The 21,749-nt window shown below is 60.3% G+C and carries 17 protein-coding genes; 7 read left to right on the forward strand and 10 right to left on the reverse strand.

The features are described from left to right. Positions 1-143: 143 nt before the first annotated feature. Both ftsZ and lpxC read left to right on the forward strand, forming a co-directional pair. On the forward strand, positions 144-1,325 hold the full coding sequence (gene ftsZ / locus F455_RS0107980; RefSeq protein WP_018972761.1) for a cell division protein FtsZ: 1,182 nt from the start codon (positions 144-146) through the stop codon (positions 1,323-1,325). 352 nt (positions 1,326-1,677) lie between these two features. Next, a complete protein-coding gene (lpxC, locus tag F455_RS0107985) occupies positions 1,678-2,589 on the forward strand; it encodes a UDP-3-O-acyl-N-acetylglucosamine deacetylase (protein ID WP_018972762.1) in 912 nt (303 codons plus the stop codon). Positions 2,590-2,646: 57 nt separating this feature from the next. On the opposite strand, the gene F455_RS0107990 is transcribed toward lpxC, so the two are convergent. Further along, a complete protein-coding gene (locus tag F455_RS0107990; RefSeq protein ID WP_018972763.1) occupies positions 2,647-3,105 on the reverse strand; it encodes a DciA family protein in 459 nt (152 codons plus the stop codon). Positions 3,106-3,166: 61 nt separating this feature from the next. Between F455_RS0107990 and F455_RS0107995 the strand changes: the two genes are divergently transcribed. The 3 genes from F455_RS0107995 to F455_RS0108005 all read left to right on the forward strand — a co-directional run bounded on the left by F455_RS0107995 (position 3,167) and on the right by F455_RS0108005 (position 8,008). Then, a complete protein-coding gene (locus F455_RS0107995) occupies positions 3,167-4,108 on the forward strand; it encodes a M23 family metallopeptidase (RefSeq protein WP_018972764.1) in 942 nt (313 codons plus the stop codon). Between the two features lie 188 nt (positions 4,109-4,296). Then, the gene (secA, locus tag F455_RS0108000; RefSeq protein ID WP_018972765.1) at positions 4,297-7,032 is read left to right on the forward strand and encodes a preprotein translocase subunit SecA; all 2,736 of its coding nucleotides are present in this window, start codon (positions 4,297-4,299) and stop codon (positions 7,030-7,032) included. A gap of 28 nt (positions 7,033-7,060) precedes the next feature. Next, entirely contained in the window at positions 7,061-8,008 is a 948-nt protein-coding gene (locus F455_RS0108005; protein ID WP_018972766.1) for a Nudix family hydrolase, read from the forward strand. Here F455_RS0108005 and coaE read toward each other — a convergent pair. From coaE to pilB, 5 genes are all read right to left on the reverse strand, one after another. After that, on the reverse strand, positions 7,985-8,608 hold the full coding sequence (gene coaE, locus F455_RS0108010) for a dephospho-CoA kinase (RefSeq protein WP_018972767.1): 624 nt from the start codon (positions 8,606-8,608) through the stop codon (positions 7,985-7,987). The genes F455_RS0108005 and coaE overlap by 24 nt on opposite strands. Then, the gene (locus tag F455_RS0108015) at positions 8,605-10,350 is read right to left on the reverse strand and encodes a phosphoethanolamine transferase (RefSeq protein ID WP_018972768.1); all 1,746 of its coding nucleotides are present in this window, start codon (positions 10,348-10,350) and stop codon (positions 8,605-8,607) included. The genes coaE and F455_RS0108015 overlap by 4 nt, the downstream gene beginning before the upstream one ends. A 143-nt stretch (positions 10,351-10,493) precedes the next feature. After that, positions 10,494-11,354, reverse strand: a complete 861-nt coding sequence (locus F455_RS0108020; protein WP_018972769.1) for a prepilin peptidase — start codon at positions 11,352-11,354, stop codon at positions 10,494-10,496. Positions 11,355-11,366: 12 nt separating this feature from the next. Beyond that, positions 11,367-12,647: a type II secretion system F family protein gene (locus F455_RS0108025; RefSeq protein WP_018972770.1), complete on the reverse strand. Its 1,281-nt coding sequence runs from the start codon at positions 12,645-12,647 to the stop codon at positions 11,367-11,369. Between the two features lie 210 nt (positions 12,648-12,857). Continuing rightward, positions 12,858-14,588, reverse strand: coding sequence for a type IV-A pilus assembly ATPase PilB (gene pilB / locus F455_RS0108030; RefSeq protein ID WP_026293190.1), 1,731 nt, complete (start codon positions 14,586-14,588; stop codon positions 12,858-12,860). Positions 14,589-14,788: 200 nt separating this feature from the next. Between pilB and F455_RS0108035 the strand changes: the two genes are divergently transcribed. Together F455_RS0108035 and F455_RS0108040 are read left to right on the forward strand one after the other, a co-directional pair. Further along, entirely contained in the window at positions 14,789-15,637 is an 849-nt protein-coding gene (locus F455_RS0108035) for a glycosyltransferase family 2 protein (RefSeq protein ID WP_018972772.1), read from the forward strand. Next, positions 15,630-16,784, forward strand: coding sequence for a glycosyltransferase family 4 protein (locus F455_RS0108040; RefSeq protein ID WP_026293191.1), 1,155 nt, complete (start codon positions 15,630-15,632; stop codon positions 16,782-16,784). Before F455_RS0108035 ends, F455_RS0108040 begins: the two co-directional genes overlap by 8 nt. Here F455_RS0108040 and F455_RS0108045 read toward each other — a convergent pair whose 3' ends face one another. Genes F455_RS0108045 through F455_RS22425 form a run of 4 tightly spaced genes read right to left on the reverse strand, consistent with a single transcriptional unit; the run spans position 16,785 to position 21,701 of the window. Further along, a complete protein-coding gene (locus F455_RS0108045; RefSeq protein ID WP_018972774.1) occupies positions 16,785-17,690 on the reverse strand; it encodes a glycosyltransferase family 2 protein in 906 nt (301 codons plus the stop codon). It abuts the gene before it with no gap. Continuing rightward, the gene (locus F455_RS21935) at positions 17,687-18,832 is read right to left on the reverse strand and encodes a glycosyltransferase family 4 protein (RefSeq protein WP_018972775.1); all 1,146 of its coding nucleotides are present in this window, start codon (positions 18,830-18,832) and stop codon (positions 17,687-17,689) included. The genes F455_RS0108045 and F455_RS21935 overlap by 4 nt, the downstream gene beginning before the upstream one ends. Continuing rightward, complete coding sequence (gene asnB, locus F455_RS0108055) at positions 18,832-20,805, reverse strand: asparagine synthase (glutamine-hydrolyzing) (protein ID WP_169337307.1); 1,974 nt, start codon at positions 20,803-20,805, stop codon at positions 18,832-18,834. Before asnB ends, F455_RS21935 begins: the two co-directional genes overlap by 1 nt. After that, complete coding sequence (locus F455_RS22425) at positions 20,769-21,701, reverse strand: class I SAM-dependent methyltransferase (RefSeq protein WP_083918835.1); 933 nt, start codon at positions 21,699-21,701, stop codon at positions 20,769-20,771. The genes asnB and F455_RS22425 overlap by 37 nt, the downstream gene beginning before the upstream one ends. Between the last annotated feature and the right edge of the window lie 48 nt (positions 21,702-21,749).

A 21,749-nucleotide genomic window follows, 5' to 3' on the forward strand; every position in this document is an offset into this window, starting at 1 on the left:
CAGGAGCGTGCTGCGGATCCGAAACGGATCCACCCCACGGCGGCACATGTGCCTGTCCGTCGCGGGGCCGGAGTGGCGCGGAGCGCCGCAGCCGGTGATCGATAACTACATCAAGCAACACACAACTAGCGGAGGTAAGGGAAATGTTTGAACTGGTCGAAAAACTCGCACCCAATGCAGTAATCAAGGTCATCGGCGTCGGTGGCGGCGGCGGCAACGCGGTCAGCCACATGGTGTCGTCCAATATCGATGGCGTGGACTTCGTCTGCGCTAACACCGATTCGCAGGCGCTGAAGAAAACCGGTGCCAAGCTGACCTTGCAGCTCGGCGGCAACGTGACCAAGGGCCTCGGCGCAGGCGCGAATCCGGAAGTCGGCCGCCAGGCCGCGCTGGAAGATCGCGAGCGCATCGTCGAGCTGCTGCAGGGCGCCGACATGGTGTTCATCACGGCCGGCATGGGCGGTGGCACCGGTACCGGCGCGGCGCCGGTCGTGGCGCAGCTGGCCAAGGAACTCGGCATCCTCACCGTGGCGGTGGTGACCAAGCCGTTCCCGTTCGAAGGCCGTCGCCGCATGCAGGTGGCGATGAAGGGCATCGAGGACCTCTCCCAGTACGTCGACTCGCTGATCACGGTGCCGAACGAGAAGCTGCTGAGCGTGCTCGGCCACGACGTGACGATGGTTTCGGCGCTCAAGTCGGCCGACGACGTGCTGCTCGGTGCGGTGCAGGGCATTTCCGACCTGATCACGCGTCCGGGCCTGATCAACGTCGACTTTGCCGACGTGCGCACGGTCATGTCCGAAATGGGTTTTGCGATGATGGGCACGGGCATCGCCCGCGGGGACGACCGGGCCGTGGCTGCGGCCGAGGCGGCGATCAACAATCCGCTGCTCGAGGACGTCAACCTGTCCGGCGCCTGCGGCATCCTGGTCAACGTCACCGCGGGTCCGAACCTGACCATGCGCGAGTTCGACGAGATCGGCCAGGTCGTCCACCAGTTCGCTTCCGAGGATGCGACCGTGGTCATCGGCACGGCGATCGATCCGGAGATGCAGGACAACGTCCGCGTCACCGTCGTCGCCACCGGCCTCAACCGCAATGCGGCACGCCAGCATGCGCGTCGGGAAGAGCCGATGGTCGCCACGCGTCCGCACCTGGTCAAACGCACAGGCACCGACAACATGCCGGTGTACGACGACTATATCCAGCCGGTGCGCACGTCGCCGGCGCGATCGGTGGCGGCAGCGGCGGAGGCGGCGCCGATGGCGGAGGCTCAAGTAGACTATCTGGATATCCCGGCGTTCTTGCGCCGTCAGGCAGACTGAGGAGGCGATCGGAGACCTCTCACAAGAGTTCTTCGCTGACCTTCTTGACTTGCCCAGGAGCGCAAACGCGATGCGCTATTTCGCATCGCGTAGGCGCGTAACCTCTCGACCTCCGCGGGTCCCGGACTTCGTTACGCGACGGCACAGTCGCGTAACGAATCCTTAACGGGTTTTTGCGAGCGTCGGTTGAAGCGGATCGACGCTGGTACTATCTCTGAGAAGATGTGCCCGCACATGTTGCATTCACGCAACATGCGTAGGTTTTTTACATCGCTTTACTTTGCGCGGCGGTATCGGTGTGTTAGGATTCTTGCCGTTTTTGTCCGCTCCTGCCCCAGGGGTCATAAGAAAAATGATCAAACAACGTACGCTCAAAAATGTCATCCGGGCGACGGGTGTTGGTCTGCATACGGGCGAAAAGGTTTATATGACGCTGCGTCCTGCGGCTGTCGACACCGGCATCGTATTTCGCCGCGTGGACCTTGCGCAGCCGATGGAGATCCGCTCCCGCAGCGAGAACATCGGCGACACGCGCCTCTCCAGCACACTCGTCAAAGACGGCGTGCGCATCGCGACCATCGAACACCTGCTTTCCGCTTTTGCCGGTCTCGGCATCGACAACGCCTATGTCGATCTGTCCGCGCCCGAAGTGCCGATCATGGACGGCAGTGCCGGTCCGTTCGTATTCCTGCTGCAGTCAGCGGGCATCGAAGAACAGGCCGCCGCCAAGCGGTTCGTCCGCATCAAGAAGCCCGTCGTCGTGCGCGAAGGCGACAAATGGGCGCGCTTCGAGCCGTTTGACGGCTTCAAGGTCGGCTTCTCGATCGATTTCGACCACCCGATTTTCACCCGCCGCACGTCCAAGGCCGAGATCGATTTCTCGACGACCTCGTTCGTCAAGGAAGTCTCCCGCGCGCGCACGTTCGGCTTCATGCGCGACATCGAAATGCTGCGCGAGAAAAACCTCGCCCTCGGCGGTTCGATGGACAACGCGATCGTGCTCGACGATTACCGCGTGCTCAACGAAGACGGTCTGCGTTACGAGGACGAATTCGTCAAGCACAAGATCCTCGACGCGATCGGCGATCTTTATCTGCTCGGTCACAGCCTGATCGGCGCGTTCTACGGCCACAAGTCGGGCCATGAGTTGAACAACAAACTGCTGCGCGCGTTGATGGCTGACGCCAAGGCCTGGGAAGAAGTCAGCTTCCCGGATCAGTCCAAGGCGCCGATTTCGTACGCACACCCGGCACAGGCAGTATAAGTTTTCACTAGAGCAGTCGCTGTCCCGCAGCGACTGCTTTTTGTTTTGCGGGACGAATTATTCGGCAAGGGATGCCAGTTTGAGGTAAGCCGCCCGGAGTTCCGGGTCGGCCAGGGACCGAGCCACCAGCCGCAGATGTTCGGCGCTGGCTTTGGAAAGAGGTTTGGGTTTTGCCGATTCCCGGGGAACGGGGGGCAGGGCCGCCACTTTCACCGCGAATTTCTCGATGGGAAGGCCCGAGGTGGTACGGGCATGGGCAAGTATCGCGTTCTGATGAAGACGCAGCTTGGCCGCCCAGGTCGAGGAGCTCGCTAGAAAGACGATCCGCCCGGATTGCACGGTCGCCAAACGGCATTGGCGACGCAGCGCATCCGGCAGCGGTTGGCGCAGTTGACGATCGAGCGCATCCAGGGCGCGCGCCCGCGCAAGCAGGGCGGCGACGGGAGCGGATTCGCCAATGGATTTGGCGGAGAGCGGGGCCTTGTTGCGGGCCGGCGATCGATCGGATGGCTGCATGGCGTAAACGAAGCGCGGCGGGCTTGCCCGACGTTGCCCCTAAAGAATTCATTGCGAAACGATGAACATCATAATCGTCGCAAGCTCCAACGCAATGCCGACCACACTTGATCTGAAGTGTTGGCGGATGCGCAGCAAGATCATCGGCGCGATTGCGGCCTGTGCTCTGTTCTGCGTCGGCATCGGCGTCGTTGCAGCCAGCGCCTTCTCCAACAGCCGCGATCGCGCGCTGCATGACGTCGCCGCGATGCGTGACGCGATCAGTCGTCAGCAGGGCGATCTCAGCCAGCTTGAAACGGCCTCGCGCCGCGACATGGACGCGCTAGCGCTGCAGCTTGGCTCGCTGCAGGCCCAGGCCACACGGCTCAATGCGCTCGGCGAACGACTCACGGAAATCGGCAAGCTCGGCGACGGCGAATTCGACTTCGCCAAGCCGCCGGCTCTCGGCGGCGCCGAGGACCCGGTCGCGGCGTCGCACACGCTCGACTTCGACCTCGCCGGCAATATCGATGCCCTGCGCGACCAGTTCACCTTCCAGGAAACCGAGCTGACCGTGCTCGAGAACCTGTTGCTCGACCGCAAGGCGCGCAACGCGCTCGTGCCGAGCGGCTACCCGGTGTCGACCAGCTACATCGGTTCGCCGTTCGGCTCGCGCGTTGATCCGATCAATGGCCAGATGGAAACGCACCTCGGCCTGGATTTCGATGCCGAGATCGGCAGCGACATCAAGGCGGTCGCGGCCGGTGTCGTCGCGTTCGCCGGTGACAAGTCGGGTTATGGCCACGTCGTCGAAATCGATCACGGCAACGGCTACATGACGCGCTACGCGCACAATTCGGTCAATCTCGTTAAGGTCGGCGAACGCGTGAAATTCGGCCAGGCCATCGCCAAGGTCGGTTCGACCGGGCGTTCGACCGGCCCCCACTGCCATTTCGAAGTCTGGCTTGACGGCAAGGTGGTCAATCCGTACGCGTACGTGAAGGGCAAGATCAAACCCGTGTAAATCCGCTCTTCCCGGTGTGGCGCGTCGGGCTTGAAACAAGCGTCCGACGCCCAAATCCCCTATAATGAGCGCAAGCCGCCGTAGTCTAGGCGGTTTTGTTTTTGCGCTTGTCCAAAGGCGCAAAAGCCGGGACGGTCGTCTGCGGCCGCACTTCTCAAAAAAAGCTCCCATAGCCAAACATCGAATCCATGTTCAACCGCATCCTCACCGGCATTTTCGGCAGCCGCAACGAACGTCTGATCAAACAGATGCAGAAGTCGGTCGCCAGGATCAACGCGCTCGAGCCGTCCATGCAGGCGCTGTCCGACGAGGAATTGCGCGCGCGCACCGACGCGCTCAAGGCGCGCCTCGCCGCCGGCGAGACCGTGGACGACATCCTGCCCGACGCGTTTGCCACCGTGCGCGAAGCCTCCAAGCGCGTGCTCGGCATGCGCCATTACGATGTGCAGCTGATCGGCGGCATGGTGCTCAACTCCGGCCGCATCGCCGAGATGCGTACGGGCGAGGGCAAGACCCTGGTCGCGACCCTGCCCGTGTACCTCAACGCGCTCGAAGGCAAGGGCGTGCATGTCGTCACCGTCAACGACTACCTTGCGCGCCGCGACGCGGCATGGATGGGCAAGGTCTACAACTTCCTCGGCCTCAGCGTCGGCGTCGTCTATCCGGGCATGGATCATGCCGACAAGCACGCCGCCTACGCCGCCGATATCACCTACGGCACGAACAACGAATACGGCTTCGACTACCTGCGCGACAACATGGCGCTGTCGAAGGAACAGCGCTACCAGCGCGGCCTGCACTACGCGATCGTCGACGAAGTCGACTCGATCCTGATCGACGAGGCACGCACGCCGCTGATCATCTCCGGTCCCTCGGACGATTCGCCGCAGCTCTACGCACGCATCAACCGCATCGTGCCGAAGCTGACCCGGCAGGAAACCGAGGACGGCACCGGCGACTACTTCGTCGACGAGAAGCAGAAGCAGGTGCACTTGTCTGAAGAGGGCATGGAGCACGCCGACGAAGTGCTACGTGCCGAAGGCATCATCGGCGCGGATGAGTCGGTGTACGACTCCAAGCATCTCGCCGTCGTCCACCATCTGAATGCCGCGCTGCGCGCGAACACGCTGTATCGCCGCGACCAGGAATACATCGTACGCGACGGCGAGGTCATCATCGTCGACGAGTTCACCGGCCGCACGCTCGCGGGCCGGCGCTGGTCGGACGGACTGCATCAGGCGGTCGAGGCGAAGGAAGGTGTGCCGATCCAGCGCGAGAACCAGACGCTCGCTTCGATCACGTTCCAGAACTACTTCCGCATGTACAAGAAGCTGTCCGGCATGACCGGCACGGCCGACACGGAAGCTTACGAATTCCAGCAGATCTACGGCCTCGAAGTCGTCGTCATCCCGACGCACAAGCCGATGGTGCGCAAGGACAACCAGGACATCGTGTTCCTCAAGCAGCCGTTCAAATTCGAAGCGGTGATCGAGGACATCAAGGAATGCCACGCGAAGGGCCAGCCCGTGCTCGTCGGCACCACGTCGATCGAGACCTCCGAGCTGCTGTCGAACGAGCTGCGCAAACAGAAGCCACCGATCCCGCACGAGGTCCTCAACGCCAAGCAGCACGAGCGCGAGGCGCAGATCGTCGCCCAGGCCGGCCGCCCCGGCGCGGTGACGATCGCGACGAACATGGCTGGCCGCGGTACCGACATCGTGCTCGGCGGCTCGCTTGAATCCGAGCTGCAGGCGTTGCCCGAAGATGCGACCGATGCCGATCGCGAAAAACTCAAGGCCGACTGGAAACAGCGCCACGAGCAGGTGCTCGCCGCCGGCGGCCTGCACATCATCGGCACCGAGCGCCACGAGTCGCGCCGCATCGACAACCAGCTGAGAGGCCGTTCCGGTCGCCAGGGCGATCCGGGCTCGAGCCGTTTTTACCTCTCGCTCGAAGACTCGCTCATGCGCATCTTCGCGCCCGACTGGGTCACGCGCTGGATGCAGCTGTTCGGCATGAAGGAGCACGAGGCGCTCGAGGACAAGATGATCACGCGCGTGATCGAGAAGTCGCAGCGCAAGGTCGAAGCGCACAACTTCGACATCCGCAAGAACCTGCTCGAGTTCGACGACACCTCGAACGACCAGCGCAAGGTCGTCTACCAGCAGCGCAACGAGCTGCTCGACGCGAACGACGTCAGCGAGAACATCATCAACATCCGCTACGACGTGATGAGCGATCTCGTGCGCCGCTACATCCCGGCGGACAGCGTCGACGAGCAGTGGGATCTGGCGGGGCTCGACCGCGCGCTGCAGTCGGAATTCGGCATGCAGCTTGAGGTCAAGCACTGGGCCGAAAGCCAGCACGATCTCAGCGCGGACGGCATTCGCGACCACGTGATCGACGAAGTCGACCGCTACTTCCGCGAGAAGGACGCGCAATACGGCTCGGAAATCATGCGCGCGGCCGAGAAGTTCTTCCTGCTGCAGGTGCTCGACCAGCACTGGAAGGAGCACCTCGCGAGCATGGACTACCTGCGCCAGGGCATCTACCTGCGCGGCTATGCACAGAAGCAGCCGAAACAGGAGTTCAAGAGCGAGGGCTTCACCCTGTTCCAGGCCATGCTCGAACGCGTCAAGGTCGAAGTGATCCAGCGCCTGGCCATGCTGCGCATTCGCAGCGAGGAAGAGGTCGCTGCGCTCGAGGAGCAGCAGCGCCGCGAGCAGGAGCGTCGCGCGCTCGAATTCCAGCACGCCGATGCGGCGCCGCTGGCTGGCGAAGCCACGGCCCAGGCGGACAACGTGCCGCCGCCGCCGCTGCAGCAGGGTCAGATCGTGCGCGACGCCCCGAAAGTCGGCCGCAACGATCCGTGCCCGTGTGGCTCGGGCAAGAAATACAAGCAATGCCACGGGCGCTTGGCCTGAGCGTCGTCGCGCGTTAGCGGAAACGCCAATGCGCGATCGCATCCATGTCGTCGCCGGCATCCTGAGCGACAACGAAGGCCGCGTGCTGCTCGCGCGTCGGCCTTCCGGCAAGCACTCTGCCGGACTGTGGGAATTCCCCGGCGGCAAGCTCGAACCCGGTGAGACCGCACATGCGGCGCTGCGCCGCGAACTGCGCGAGGAAATCGGCGTCGACATCGGCGCCATCGAGCCGTTGATCGGCGTGCCTTGGGACTTCGGCGACAAATCCATTTTCCTCGACGTCTACCGCGTGCTCGATTTCTCGGGTGCGCCGCACGGGCACGAGGGGCAGGCGCTCGCCTGGCATCGAGTCGATGAGCTCGCCGGCATCGCCATGCCGCAGCCCGATCGTCCGGTTGCGACCGCACTGCGCCTGCCCTCCCACTATGCGATTACCCCAGAACCGGACGATGAGGTTGCGGCTCTTCTCGATCGCATCGACCATGCGCTTGCCGGCGGCGTGCGTTTGCTGCAATTGCGTGCGAAAACGATGTCGGCAGAGCGAATCGCTTCGCTGGCCCGCGTCGTCCAGGCCCGCGTTCGGGCAGCAGGTGCGATGCTGCTGCTTAACGGGCATGCCGGCCTCGCCGCAAAGCTCGACCTCGACGGCGTGCATCTGCCGACGGTCGAACTGATGCAGCAGATGTCTCGCCCTTTGCCGCGCGATCGGTGGGTGGCAGCGTCCTGCCACGATGAGCGCGAGCTGGAGCATGCTGCCGCGATCGGCGTGGATTTCGTCGTACTCGGCCCGGTGCTGCCCACGCGCAGCCATCCCGCTGCAGCACCGCTCGGCTGGCGACGCTTCGGCGAGCTTTGCGCGGCGACGCCGCTGCCGGTGTACGCTCTCGGCGGCCTGACCGCGGCCGACACCTCGATGGCGCATGCGCATGGTGCGCAAGGCGTCGCCGGCATCTCAGGTTTTTTCGCGGACCGCTAGCGCCGTGTACAGTCGGTGCAGCCGCGCCACGATCTGCGGCAAGTCATCCAGGTTGCCGCTGTTGTCGATCACGTCGTCGGCAAGCGCGAGACGTTGCGCCCGCGTCGCCTGGGCGGCCAGGGCGCGCTGCGCGAACTCCGCGGTCATGCCGTCTCGTTGCATGAGTCGGGCAAGTTGCACAGCCCGCGGTACATCGACCACGAGAACGCGGTCCACCCAAGCATAGGCCTGCGCCGATTCGGCATACAGCGGAATCGCCAGCAGGCAGTACGGCGCGCTGCACGCGGCGGCGCGCGAGCGCAGTTCGCTGCGCACGCGCGGATGCAGGATCGCCTCAAGACGCCGCCGCGCGGCCTCGTCGGCGAAGATGCGCTCGCGTAGGCGGCGACGGTCGAGTTCGCCTGCCGGGGTGAACGCTTCGGGGCCGAATGCGGCGGCGATTTCCGCGAGCGCGGGTTGGCCGGACCCGACTAGATCTCGTGCGACAACATCGGCGTCGAAGACCGCACCGCCAAGTCGCTCAAACTGCTGCTGCACTGCGCTCTTGCCGACGGCGATGCCGCCGGTTAGCACGATAACCGGTGCGCGTGCGGGCCTCATTGGGGGGTTGCCGGCAGCCCGGCGTGCGTATCCGACGCTGGTATAGTCCTAGCAGGCAGAGTTACGGTTTGGCAGTCCTCGTCGAACTGCGCCTTGTCGAAATCAGCTGTCCAGAAACGTGTGACAAGGCGCGGCCGATAGCGCCACTCCCAACTGAAAAGACTTCGCGATTCGTCATGCCCGGGGAAGTCGATCCCGACCATGTCGATCAGGGATTCGAAGGTGTCTGCGCTCAGCGTATGCCCGTTCGCGTTCGTAGCGAGGGCGTCCACACGCTCAGGATGCGCCGCGACATAAGCATCCGAATACCAGAACAGGGCGGGTATCTCATACTCATCGCGTGTTCCGAAACCATGTCCTGCCTTGTTCGGGCAGGTTGAACTCGGCATCCGTTCGCCATGATCGGAGACGAACCACAATGCGCTTACCGCTGCGCTGTCTTGCAGAACGCCGATTATTCTAGCTAAAACATGATCCGTATAGAGAATGGTATTGTCATAGCTATTGACGAATTCCTGAACGTTGTCGAGCACTACCTTGTAATGACCAGGAGAAAGCGATGAAACATCGCTATGCGCATCGGTCATCGTGGGAGTAAAGCGATGGAAATCAGCGGGATAACGATAGTCGTAGAAAGTATGGCTGCCCATCATGTGCAATACGATGAATATGTCCCCACTGGACTGCTTGATGGTGATTTCTAGCGGTTCGAGCATAACTTCGTCGACGCTGCCTGGCGAAGTCCAGGATGCCTGATTGAGATATTGCCGATCGCTGGCTTCGTTTGCGTAAACCGCCGTTTGCGAATCGAAAGCACCAAGCGGCAATTGATTGGAAATCCAGTAAGTGTGGAAGCCGGCTTCCCTTGTCACCTGCACGATCGACGGCTCCGACCATAGCGTGGCATTGTCGTCGATCGGCTTGCGCGTCAGCAATTGCGGGATGGCATCTCGGGAAACAACCCAAGAAGAAAGCATGTCAGGAATTTTTATCAGGTTCTTGATTCGACTCAACTCCGGGTTGGTCGACCGTTCGTAACCGAATATCTGCCAATGATTGCGTGCGCTACTCTCGCCGATGACGAGCACGTATATCTGGCGAGCGCTGACTGTCGCATCGCGACGAGTGTGAAAACTAAAATTCTTCAGACGCTCAACGTTTTGCTGCACGGCCAGCGATTGTCGACGATATTCGATGAGCCTAGGTATGACGCCAAATGGATAGCCGAGCGTGATCGAATGGATGAACAGTCGGGGCGTATTCGCGCGCATCTGCGCTAGGATATCGGGTCTGACAGTGAACCATGCTGCGAGCATCAGGATTGGTGGAGCGGCAATAGCAAGAGCAAGAGTCAATTTTCTGGAACGATGCTGCCATCTGAAAGCATTGCGCAGCGCAAGCCGTATCGTCGCGATTGTGAATGCCGTGACCGTAGCCAAGGCAATGCAAATCGGGATCAGGGTGTCAGCAAGATATTCGCGTATTTCGCGCGGATTGGTTGCGGACACCGTGGCCAATATTTCGGCTGTGCTGGGTGTTTGATACCGCCAGATATAGAACGCTTCGAGTGGAGCGAGCAGCGCAAATGGCGCCAGCAGCAGACATGCGAGCCAAAGCCTGTTGCCGAATATTGCACAGAATAGGAGCAGTAGGGCGCACGGGAAAACAATCGCGCTGATCCAGCCTGGGCTGAAGCGATTGCGTTCAAGCCAGACAAGGCCGGGTAAAAGCTGCAGTGCCAAATAGAGTGCAAAGCATCCCCATCCAACTACGCGCGAAGAGAGTCTGGATCGGGGTTCACTCATGGTGTGACTTTGAGAGAAGATGTGCGCTCTGGTGACTATGGCCGTTCAGCCAATTCCCTGGCATCGTCTTGCTGCCCTTGCTATATACCGAACCATGTCCGACAGAGCGCTGAAATCTGGGCGCCGAGCACGAACTGCACCCAGCCCGCAGCTGCGAGGAACGGGCCGAACGGAATCGGCGTGGCGCGGTCGCGGCCCTGTACCGCGAGTAGCGTGCCGCCGACCACCGCGCCGATCAGCGAGGACAGTAGCACGATCGGCAGCAGCGCCCACGGTCCCATCCAGGCGCCGAGGGCACCGAGCAGCTTGAAGTCGCCATAGCCCATGCCTTCCTTGCCGGTCAGCAATTTGAATCCCCAGTACACTGACCAGAGCGAAAGGTAGCCGATCGCAGCGCCCAGGATCGCGGACGACGTGTCGACGAAAAACGGAGCGAGCGCAATCAGCAAGCCGAACCAAAGCAGCGACAGGGTAATTTGGTCGGGCAGCAACTGAGTGCGCACATCGATGCCGGCAAGCGCGATGAGGGCCCAGGTGAACAACAGTCCCGCGGCCGCCTGCCAGCCCACGCCGAGCTTCCACACAATCAGAGCTGAGCAAACGGCGGTCAACAACTCGACCAGCGGATATTGCACAGAAATCTTCGTGCCGCAGTGCTTGCAGCGTCCGCGCAGCGCCAGCCAGCTCACAACCGGAATGTTCTCCAGCGCGCCGAGCGCATGCTTGCATTGCGGGCAGTGTGAGGCCTGCCAGACGAGCCCGGGCGGCGCGGGTTCGACTTCGCCGCCGAGCTCGAGCATCTCGCGGCTCTGTTCGCGCCACTGGTGCATCAGCCGCGCTGGCAAGCGCAGGATCACGACATTGAGAAAGCTGCCTACGAGCAGGCCGAGCAAGCCAGCCAGCGCCACGGCTACGCCGGGTATCGCCAGGAATTCCTGCATGCGCGAATCGGGTCAGCCGACCACGTTGCCGAGCTGGAAGATCGGCAGATACATCGCGATCACCATGCCACCGACGATGATACCGATGATGATCATGATAAACGGTTCGAGCAGGCTCGACAGAGCGTCGACCGCGTTGTTGACCTCCTGCTCGTAGAATTCGGCGATCTTGAACAACATCGTGTCGAGCGCACCGGCCTCTTCGCCGATGCCGACCATCTGCACAACCATGTTCGGGAACAGTTCGGTCTGACGCATCGCAAATTGCAACTGATGACCTACCGCGACATCGCCGCGGATCTTCTTTACCGCCTCGTTGTAGATCGGGCTGCCAGTCGCGGTCGATACCGAATCGAGCGCCTCGACCAGTGGCACGCCGGCTTTGAAGGTCACGCCGAGGGTACGTGCAAAGCGTGCGATCGCCGATTGGGTCAGGATCTGCCCGACCACGGGAATCTTGAGCGAGGCGCGTGCGATGAAATGTGCGAACCTCGGAGAGCGCTTGTACAAGAAGACAATACCGACGATCGCGCCGACCATGATCGCGGTCATGATTAGCCAATGGTGAGTGACGAAGCGCGACAGGTTCACATACATAAGCGTGAACGCCGGCAGTTTGGCGCCGAAATTGGCGAACACCGATTCGAATTGCGGAATGACGAAGATCAACAGAATCATTGTAACGATGAAGGCGACTACAAGTACTGCCGCCGGATAGAACAAGGCCTTCTTGACCTTGCCCTTGATTGTTTCGATGTTTTCCTTGTAGCTCGCCACGGTGTCGAGCACGGTATCCAGCACGCCCGCGGTTTCGCCGGCCTTGACCAAATTCGTATACAACTCATCGAACTGGACCGGGTACTTGCGCATCGATTCTGCCAGCGAGGCACCTCCCTCGATATTGGTCTTGATATCAAGCAGCATGTTCTTCATGCGCGGGTTGGCTTGGCCGTTAGCCAAGATATCCAGGCCCTGCACCATAGGCACGCCAGCCGCCATCATCACCGCGATTTGGCGGCTGAACACCGCGATTTCACGTGGCTTGATGGTGCGCCCCGAGGCACCGAACAGTGGCTTGGGCTTGGGCTTGATCGTCGTTGCGTTGATGCCCTGACGCCGCAGCTCGGCCTTGAGCAGCGCTGCGGACTTTGCAACCTGCTCGCCCTTGAGCTTCTTACCGCGCCCGTCGGTGCCCCACCATACGAACGTCAGACTTTGGTTGACCTGGGCGCGTGTCCGGCCAATATCGGCGGCGCTAGGTTTACTGCGGGTGGTCGTCGCGACTGTGGCCATGGGCGGTGCTCAACCTGCGGATTGGGTTAAGAGTACATTAACAATAGCGCAAAAAATGCGCGCAAGTGCAGAAAATGCCAACAGAATATTACGGCAGGGCCTAATTTATGAGCGGGGTGGGATTCAGTCTGTGCCGGATTCGAACGAACACGCTGTCTTCTTCGAGCCTCAATTTCCGCGGGACTCTGGCGAGAACGACAGTGAAGGCGCTCAATCTTTCGTGACGCGGTTGATTTCGGCCAAACTGGTAACACGCTGCTTGACCTTGAGCAAGGCCGAGGTGCGTAAGTCGCGCACGCCCGAGGCCTTGGCCGCAGCGGCGATATCGAGCATGTTGCCGCCCTTGAGGATGATCTTGGTGATCGCCTCGTTGATAGGCATCACTTGATAGATGCCCGTACGCCCCTTGTAGCCTTCGTTGCAGACGGGGCAACCGACGCCGTCGAACAGTTGCAGGCCGGTGAGATCCTCCTGCGTGAAACCCTCAGCGAGAAGCGTTTCCGGCGGCAGGATCAACGGTTTCTTGCATTCGTGCAGGCGCCTGGCAAGGCGCTGAGCGACGACGAGGGACAGCGCCGAGGTGATATTGTACGGTGCAATGCCCATGTTCATCAGGCGCGCGACCGATTGTGGTGCATCGTTTGTGTGCAGGGTGGATAGCACCATGTGGCCGGTCTGCGCCGCCTTGATCGCGATCTCCGCCGTTTCGACGTCGCGGATTTCGCCAACCATGATCACGTCTGGGTCCTGGCGCATAAAGGCGCGCAGCGCGACTGCGAAGGTCATGCCGCGCTTCACGTTCTGCTGAACCTGGTTGACGCCTTGCAAGCGAATTTCGACCGGGTCCTCCACGGTCGAAATGTTGCGCTCCTCGATATTGAGGATATTGAGCGCGGTGTAAAGAGAAACGGTCTTGCCCGATCCGGTTGGCCCGGTCACGATGACCATGCCGTAAGGCTTACGGATCGCGTCGACGAACAGATCCCTCTGGTCGTCCTCGTAGCCCAGCTTGTCGATGCCCAATCGTGCGATAGAGGCATCCAGGATGCGCAGCACAACTTTCTCGCCGAACAGCGTCGGGCAGGTGCTGACGCGGAAGTCCACCGCCTTGGTCTTGGACAGGTTCAGCTTGATGCGGCCGTCCTGTGGCACGCGCCGTTCTGAGATATCGAGGCCGGACATCACCTTGAGGCGAGCGGCCATACGCGTCGCCATGCGCGGTGGCGGCGAGGTCACCGCACGCAGGATGCCGTCCATGCGGAAGCGCACGCGATAGGTGTTTTCGAACGGCTCGAAATGGATGTCCGAGGCGCCGCGGCGGATGGCGTCGACCAGCACCTTGTTGACGAATTTCACGACGGGTGCGTCGCTGTTGTCACGCGCGTCGATGCCGGTTTCCGTGTCCTCCTCGCCGTCGCCGACGACCATCTTCTCCAAGCCGCCTGCTGCATCGTCGAGGGCGGCGAAGCCGGCCGTGCCCATGCTGTAGACCTGGTCGATCAGGCGCGAAAGCTGCTCCGAGTCGATCAGCACCGCGTCGACGGCCGATTTGGTGTGAAACTTCACGTCGTCGAGCGCGCGCGTATTGGTCGGATCGGCCACTGCGACGAATATGCGCGGGCCACGCCGGTAGATAGGCAGCACCTGATGCTTGTTGGCGAGATCCTCGTTGATCAGGTTTTGCGGGACCTGGTTCAGGTCGATGGCTTCCGCGTCGAGCAGCGGCACGCCGAATTCCTCGGACATGGCCACGGCGAGCTGGGCGCTGCTGACGAGGCTGCGCTCGAGCAGCAGACTCGCGACCGGAATCTTCTGCTTCATCGACGCGTCGCTGGCGCGCCGCGCGTCGTTCTCCGAGAGCAAGCCCTGCATGACCAAGCGCTTGGCAACGCCGCTCAAGCCGGCCAGCGAAGGGCCGGTAGCGGTTGCGGGTGCGCTCATCGTGGTGGTCATGCCTATCCCCATGAAATGCTGTGCCAAGTATAGCGCTTTGGCTGCCAAACCGGAGCCGCGCAAGGTGGCGGGACTATAGTGTTCCGTGCGTCGTTACGCAGAATAGGGAATCTGCCATGTCCTCTCGGGCTTGATCGCAGGGTTTCCGCTACTATCGACGCCAGATCGCCTTTTGGGGAGTGCTTATTTTGCTCAGCATCATCTTGCCCGCGAAAAACGAATCAGCCGCTCTGGCCGATTTGCTCCCGCGACTTCGTGCCGCGCAACCGCAGGCGGAGATCATCGTCGTCAACGACGGTTCGACGGACGATACCGTGCAGGTGTGTGTCGCCCATGGCGTCAAGCTTCTCTCTCAGCCCTATTCTATGGGCAACGGCGCTGCAATCAAACGTGGTACGCGCGAGGCATCAGGCGAGAAGCTGGTATTTATGGACGCTGATGGTCAGCACGATCCAACGGATGTCGCGCGCCTTTTGGCGAAGCTTGACGAAGGCTACGATATGGTCGTCGGCGCACGCGACTGGTCTGGGCAGGCGGGAGTCGGTCGTGGCGTTGCCAATACCATCTACAACTGGCTCGCCAGCCGCATGACAGGCTTCAAGGTTGTTGATCTCACCTCCGGTTTTCGTGCAGTTCGCAAAGGGAAATTCAGCGAATTTCTGCACCTGCTGCCGAACGGTTTTTCCTATCCAACGACGAGCACAATGGCGTTTTTTAGAAGTGCCTATGCAGTGACCTACATCTCCATCTCGGCCGCGCAGCGCATCGGCAAAAGCCATATCAGGCCCCTACGAGATGGCATACGCTTCCTGCTCATTATCTTCAAGATCGCCACGCTGTACTCGCCCCTCAAATTGTTCGCTCCTGCCAGCGTTGCTTTTTTTCTGCTCGGCTTCGGCCACTATATGTATACCTATTTTAGTGCCCATCGTCTCACCAACATGAGCGTTTTGCTTTTCTCGGCATCGGTGATCGTGTTTTTGATCGGGTTAATCTCTGAGCAGATTACTTCGCTGACCTATCGGCGAAATGACTGACACGCGCAAGTTACGCATTCTGCTTGTCACCCGTAACATGCCGCCCCTCGTTGGTGGCATGGAACGGTTGAATTGGCATATGGCCGACGAGTTGTCGAGACATGCCGAGGTACATGTAATAGCGCCGCAGGGCTCTGCGGCAACGGCTCCGCCGGACGTGCGCGTGATCGAATTACCGTTGCGCCCACTATGGAAATTTTTTTTGTACGCACAATGGTACGCTTGGCGTGAGGCGCGTCGTTGGCGGCCAGACTTGCTGCTTGCCGGCAGCGGGTTGACTGCTTTGCCAGTGTGGCTAACCGCGCGTTTGGCACGTACGCGTGCCGCCGCCTATGTGCACGGGCTTGACCTCGCGGTTCCGCATCCCATCTATCGAAAGCTCTGGTTGCCGGCATTGCGACGCATGGATTGTGTGATCGCGAATAGTCTTGCAACCGGATTGCTTGCTGAGAGAGTTGGTGTAGAGCGAACACGCATCGGCATCGTGCATCCGGGTGTCGAAGTCCCAAAATCGTTGCCGGATGTGCATGTAGTCGCACGTTTTCGTACCGAGCACGGTCTGCGCGATCATCCAGTACTGCTCTCAGTGGGGCGGCTTAGCACGCGCAAGGGTTTGCGCGAATTCGTGACGAATGCGTTACCACGTGTTGCCGCTGTATATCCTAACGTCATCCTGCTGATTGTCGGTGATGCGCCGGTCGACGCGTTGTACGCCGAAGCACAATCGCTGGACAGCATCCTGGCGGCGGCAGAACGAGTGGGAGTGGCCGGCAACGTGCGCTTTCTTGGAACGATCACCGATTATTACCAGCTCGGAATTGTTTATCGTGCTGCAGATGTGCATGTGTTCCCGGTGCGCGATATCCTCGGTGATCCCGAGGGCTTCGGCATGGTCGCCGTCGAAGCGGCTGCGCACGGACTACCTACTGTCGCATTCGCGACTGGTGGGGTGATCGATGCCGTGGCGGAAGGGGTATCCGGGCAACTTGTCGAATCCGGCAATTATTTAGAGTTGGCGAATGCCATTATTGAAACGGTGGCCAACGGCGACAGCATGACTGAGTCCTGCAAGTTGTTCGCAGGCAGATTCGCGTGGCCTTGTTTTGGGGCGTCGATCAGGGAAATGCTGGCTAAGGCGCGGGACTGATCAGCGATCGGCGTCCGCGCTTCCGCGGACAAATGCCAGTGCTCCAAGTACTTTGACGATTGCCTTGGCAACTGGGTATGGCATCCAAGGTCGATCAAGCATCAATTCGACTACTTTCGCGCAACTGAGCAGCTGGCCAAACACCACTTCGAAAGGACGCAGCCAACGATGCAATCGGGAGTCGATTGCCGCGTATCCTAACGCCCTGTAGGCAGTGGGGTGATCGCACGAAAAAAGGGCCGCAGACGAACCTCCCGATTGTTGCATTTTGGCCAATACGTCCGGCAGTGTGAGTTGGTCCAGATGCCGCACAACGGCATCAGTGGACCAGCCGATGTCCCCGAGGCGGGACAGGCGGATGAGCAAATCGCGATCTTCAAATCCGTACTCCCGGTAACGAGCGTCGAACCCCCCCAACTGCATGAATGCCTGCCTGCGCACGGCGAAGTTTTGTGTACTGCCGGAATAGACCACGCCACGCGCGTGTTGCCGTTCCCTGCGTAGGGAGGCAGCCTCCTGATAGCGCGTCCAGAAACCGCTGCCGATGCCGGTAACGCGCCCACAGGATGCGATGCAGCCGCTGTTCATTCGCCGCAAATGTGTAACCAGGAAATCGTCGCCGATGGGGCGGCAATCGCAGTCGATGAAGACGAGATATTCTCCTTGCGCGCTCTCGGCGCCGGCGTTGCGAGCGGCGGCGCGCCCTGTGTTGTGTATCAGCGCGATGACACGAAAAATTTTATTTTCGTGTTGTTTCAGCAGGTCGGGAGTGCTATCACCGGAGCCATCATCGACAATGATGATTTCAAGTGGGCAATTGTCCGGCAATCGCTGATGCAGCAGTGCTTCCGCAAGCTCCAAGCCGTTTGCGGCGTCACGATAGACAGGAATCACCACGCTGATCATGGCCTGACTCGACCAGGCCGACGTTCTGCCAGTTGTCTGAACAGTTCGAGGTAGCGCGTAGCCACAATCCGGATGTCGAATTGCTGCAGTACCAGTGTGCGGCAACGTGCACCCATTTCGGCAAGCGTGTCCGGAGTAGCGGAAATCGCCGCTCCGAGTGCACGTGCGAGAGCTGGCGCATCACCCGGCTCGACGATCCAACCCATGTCGGCCTGGATATATCTGTCGAGTCCACCACAGCGAGTAGCGATCACGGCAAGTCCACGCTCCATCGCTTCCAGCCCCGCGTTGGACAAGCCCTCGTAGCGCGACGGCAGCAGGAACACAAGAGCATGATCGAGCTCATTGAGCACCGAGGGGTGGTCGAGTTCACCCAGCCAGACAATCGCATCCGAGACTTGGAGTTGGGTTGCAAGTGAAAAGAGCACATCGCGTTCCGGGCCATCGCCCGCGATGCGTACGACGCATGGTGTCGGGTGTTTATCGATGTGCGACAGGGCTTCGAGCAGGACGTCGTAACCCTTTTGTTTGGCTACACGCCCTACTGCGATGAATCGATTGTTCCGCTGGTCTCCGGATAGAGGTGCGGTGCGGACCGCCACGCCGTTAGGTATGAAAGTGAAATTGCGCCCCGAGAAACCGACATTGCGAAGTTCGTCCGCCATGGCAGGCGCGATCAAATTTATGGCGCCGCATTGCCTATCGAGCAGGCGTACGAGCAAGTTCTGAAATGGAACGGTCAGCAGAAAATTCGCATCGCCCCGACCGCCGGTGTTGGCGGGCGTCGAAACCAGAATTGCACGCAGAAGCCCGAGGCGTTTGAGTACGGCCGCCGTTGCGGCAGCCTCGCCGAGGAAGCGTGTATATATCACATCGAATCGCCACCGGTCGCGCAGCAACAAGATGCTCAGCGAAACAAAATAGCTCACTGCACGCATCCAGCGGCCGAGCCACTGAATCGTATGGATCCGGCGCACAGGAACGCAATGCCGGCCGATCTGCACTGCGTCAGCACCCATGCGGCGCCCGAAGCAGGCTACATCGTGACCAGCATCTAGCCAGGCTTCGATCAGGTTCGCGGCCTGCTTTTCCGCGCCGCCGGTGACGAACTGCGGGAGATCGGAGAGTACCAAAATGCGCACTAGCACCTCGCCCTGAAACGCTCGCGCCAGTCTGCGAGCATCAGAACATTCCAGATCACATACCCAGCGTTAGCGTCTCGTCGGCAGTGTGCGTTCCATATCGCGCGTACCGCGACCGAATCGAGCATCGGCAGCTCACGTAACGAATCCTGAGATAACCGGGATTCGGCCCACTCACGCAACGGCCCGCGCAGCCAAGCATCCATTGGCGGTGCAAAGCCTTGTTTGGGTCGCTCGAACAGCGCGCGTGGCACATATTGTTCCAGCACACGGCGCAACAAAAGTTTGCCGTGACCGTGGTGGATCAGCAGCGTCGGTGCCAACTGCCAGGAAAGTTCGACAATCCGATGATCGAGCAGCGGTACCCTAGTCTCGAGGCCATACGCCATCGACGCCCGGTCAACTTTGTGCAGAATGTCGTCGACCAAATAGTCATTCTGATCGCCATACATCAAGCGACGCAGTGGTTCGTGTATTTTCGACGGTGGCTGATCGTAGTGTATTGCTGCGGCGGAAGGCCCACGTAGCAGCCGGGAATTGCCGGCGCCGCCGATGAACGACAAACGCATTGCGTCGAGATCGACCGTAGAAAGGCGTTCAGAGAGCCGTGACAGGCGAAATGACCACGAACCGATCGCGTGACCGCTTCGCGATAACGGCGAGAGCAGTTTGGCCGAAAGCCTAAATAGTGCGGCCAAGCTTCGGTGCAGCTTCGGCGACAAGTGTCCGAGGAAGCGTTGCAGCTCGAGGATTGCAAAATAACGCTGGTATCCAGCGAATAGCTCATCACCGCCGTCGCCTGTCAGGGCCACCGTTACATGCTTGCGTGTCAATTCCGAAACCAGCAACGTCGGCAGCTGTGAGTGATCGGCGAATGGCTCATCGAACGTCTCCGCCAAATTTGGTATCAGTTTCAGCGCCGCTGCTGCATCCACATACAACTCGGTGTGGTCTGTGCCCAGGTGTCGCGCGACGGCGAGAGCAAACGGAGCTTCGTCGTAGCCTGGTTCATTGAAGCCGATGCTGAAGCTGCGCACCGGGCGTGCACTTTGCGCCTGCATCAAAGCGGTCACCAAGCTGGAATCGATACCGCCGGAAAGAAATACGCCCAGAGGAACGTCCGCGACCATGCGCAGTGCCACCGCTTCGCGCAGTAGCGGCTCAAGCAGTTTCGCAGCACCATCGGCATCGGTCAGTAGCTCTTCCTGGCCGGCGCTCGCCGCTTCCGCGAGCGACCAGTAATGGTTGGTTTTCGGTTCGAGCCATGCCCAATCGCGAGATTGTTGCATCTCCTCAAGCGTCAATTGAAGCAAGGTGCCCGGCGGCAACCTAAAGATACCCTCGACTGCCGATTCGGGGCCTTGCACGTAACCTGTACGCAGAAAGGAAGCAATCATCGGCCCGTTCATCCGCGGCGACCAACCCGGCACCCGATCCAGCGCTTTCATCTCTGAGGCGAATGCGAAGCGGCCTGCTATCCAGCCGAAATAGAGAGGTTTCTCGCCCATCCGGTCGCGCGCAAGGGTCAACGTGCGGGCATCTCTATCCCATAGAGCCAACGCGAACATGCCGTTGCAACGTTTGATTGCCCCATTTACTCCCCAGGCTTCGAATGCGGCCAACAGTACTTCGGTATCAGAACGCCCTCGCCACGTTGGCGTCCCGGATTTTTCAAGCTCCGATCGCAGTGCGATGAAGTTATAGATCTCGCCGTTGTAGATCAACACGAAACGTCCACTGGCGGATATCATCGGCTGATGGCCGGCCGAGCTCAGGTCGATGATAGACAGGCGACGATGGCCGAGTGCGATGCCGCTGTCTCGGTCGCCCCATGTCCCGAAGTCATCGGGTCCTCGATGCTTGAGGCGATCGAGCATTCGCGACAACACCTGCAGCGAGGCATCGGAATGATCAAGCAGGCCAGCAATTCCGCACATCAGCTTGTCGCTGTCCGAGCCGCAGGTTTTTCGCAATAAGCCTCGACACCGTTCCCGCCAGTGCTGACGATGATATTCGTTGCGCCAAGTGTCTGCAGGGTGCTTTGGACGGATGAGGGTGTGCGACGATGCTTGTATACGTCGGTCATTGCATCGTGTGTATCGAGCAGCATCCATTCGTAGTACATGTCACGGTCTCGCAGGCCGAAGTGCGGATAGTAGTTGACTATAGGGTTGAGTCTGGCGACTAAGGTTTGAAATATGCGGGACTTGCGGAATCTCCAGATAAGCGGGAACCAGAAGTCGAATACTCGCTTGACCGCGGCAAACTGACGGTCTTTCGGTAGTCTGAGGAAGTAGTGGCGGTAGGCATTGCCTCCCACACCGACAGGCGGTGGTAGAAAGTTCCTCAGCTTCCAACGGTAATGATCGATGATGAGTGCGCCGCCTGGCTTCAGCATCCGCCAGAGAGATCGAATGCTCTCTTCCGGATTGGGGGTGTGTTGTATGACTCCAAGGCACACAACGAAGTCGTAGCTTTCGTGTGGGAAAGGCGGTTTCCGAATGTCTGCCTGAGCAAGCGTGAGATGGACAGATGTGCCGTTATTGACCGCATTGGCTTCGACAGCATTAGAGTAATCAAACGAATCAACAACTGCGCCGTACTTTAGTAATATTTCAGTAAATCTCCCGGCTCCGGACCCAGCCTCAAGAACGCGTTTGCCTGAAATCTGCGTAAGGCGGCCACGCATGCATCTCGCCAGCCGGTTTTCTGACAGGGGCAGGCCGGTGTGCGAGTCAAGTTGCGTTTTTGGAAATCGGTTCCATTGCTCGCCGAACGCATTCGCGTAGTTCTCCCTCGGAACGAACCTGGGAATGCCATTAACAATGCAAAACTTCCTTCCGTCCAGGGTAATCAACTCGTCGTCCACCAGTACAAGTGACGCACCAGAATCGGGGCATCGGTAGTTGGCTGGCTC

This window comes from Rudaea cellulosilytica DSM 22992, from assembly GCF_000378125.1.
GTDB classification, from domain to species: domain Bacteria; phylum Pseudomonadota; class Gammaproteobacteria; order Xanthomonadales; family Rhodanobacteraceae; genus Rudaea; species Rudaea cellulosilytica.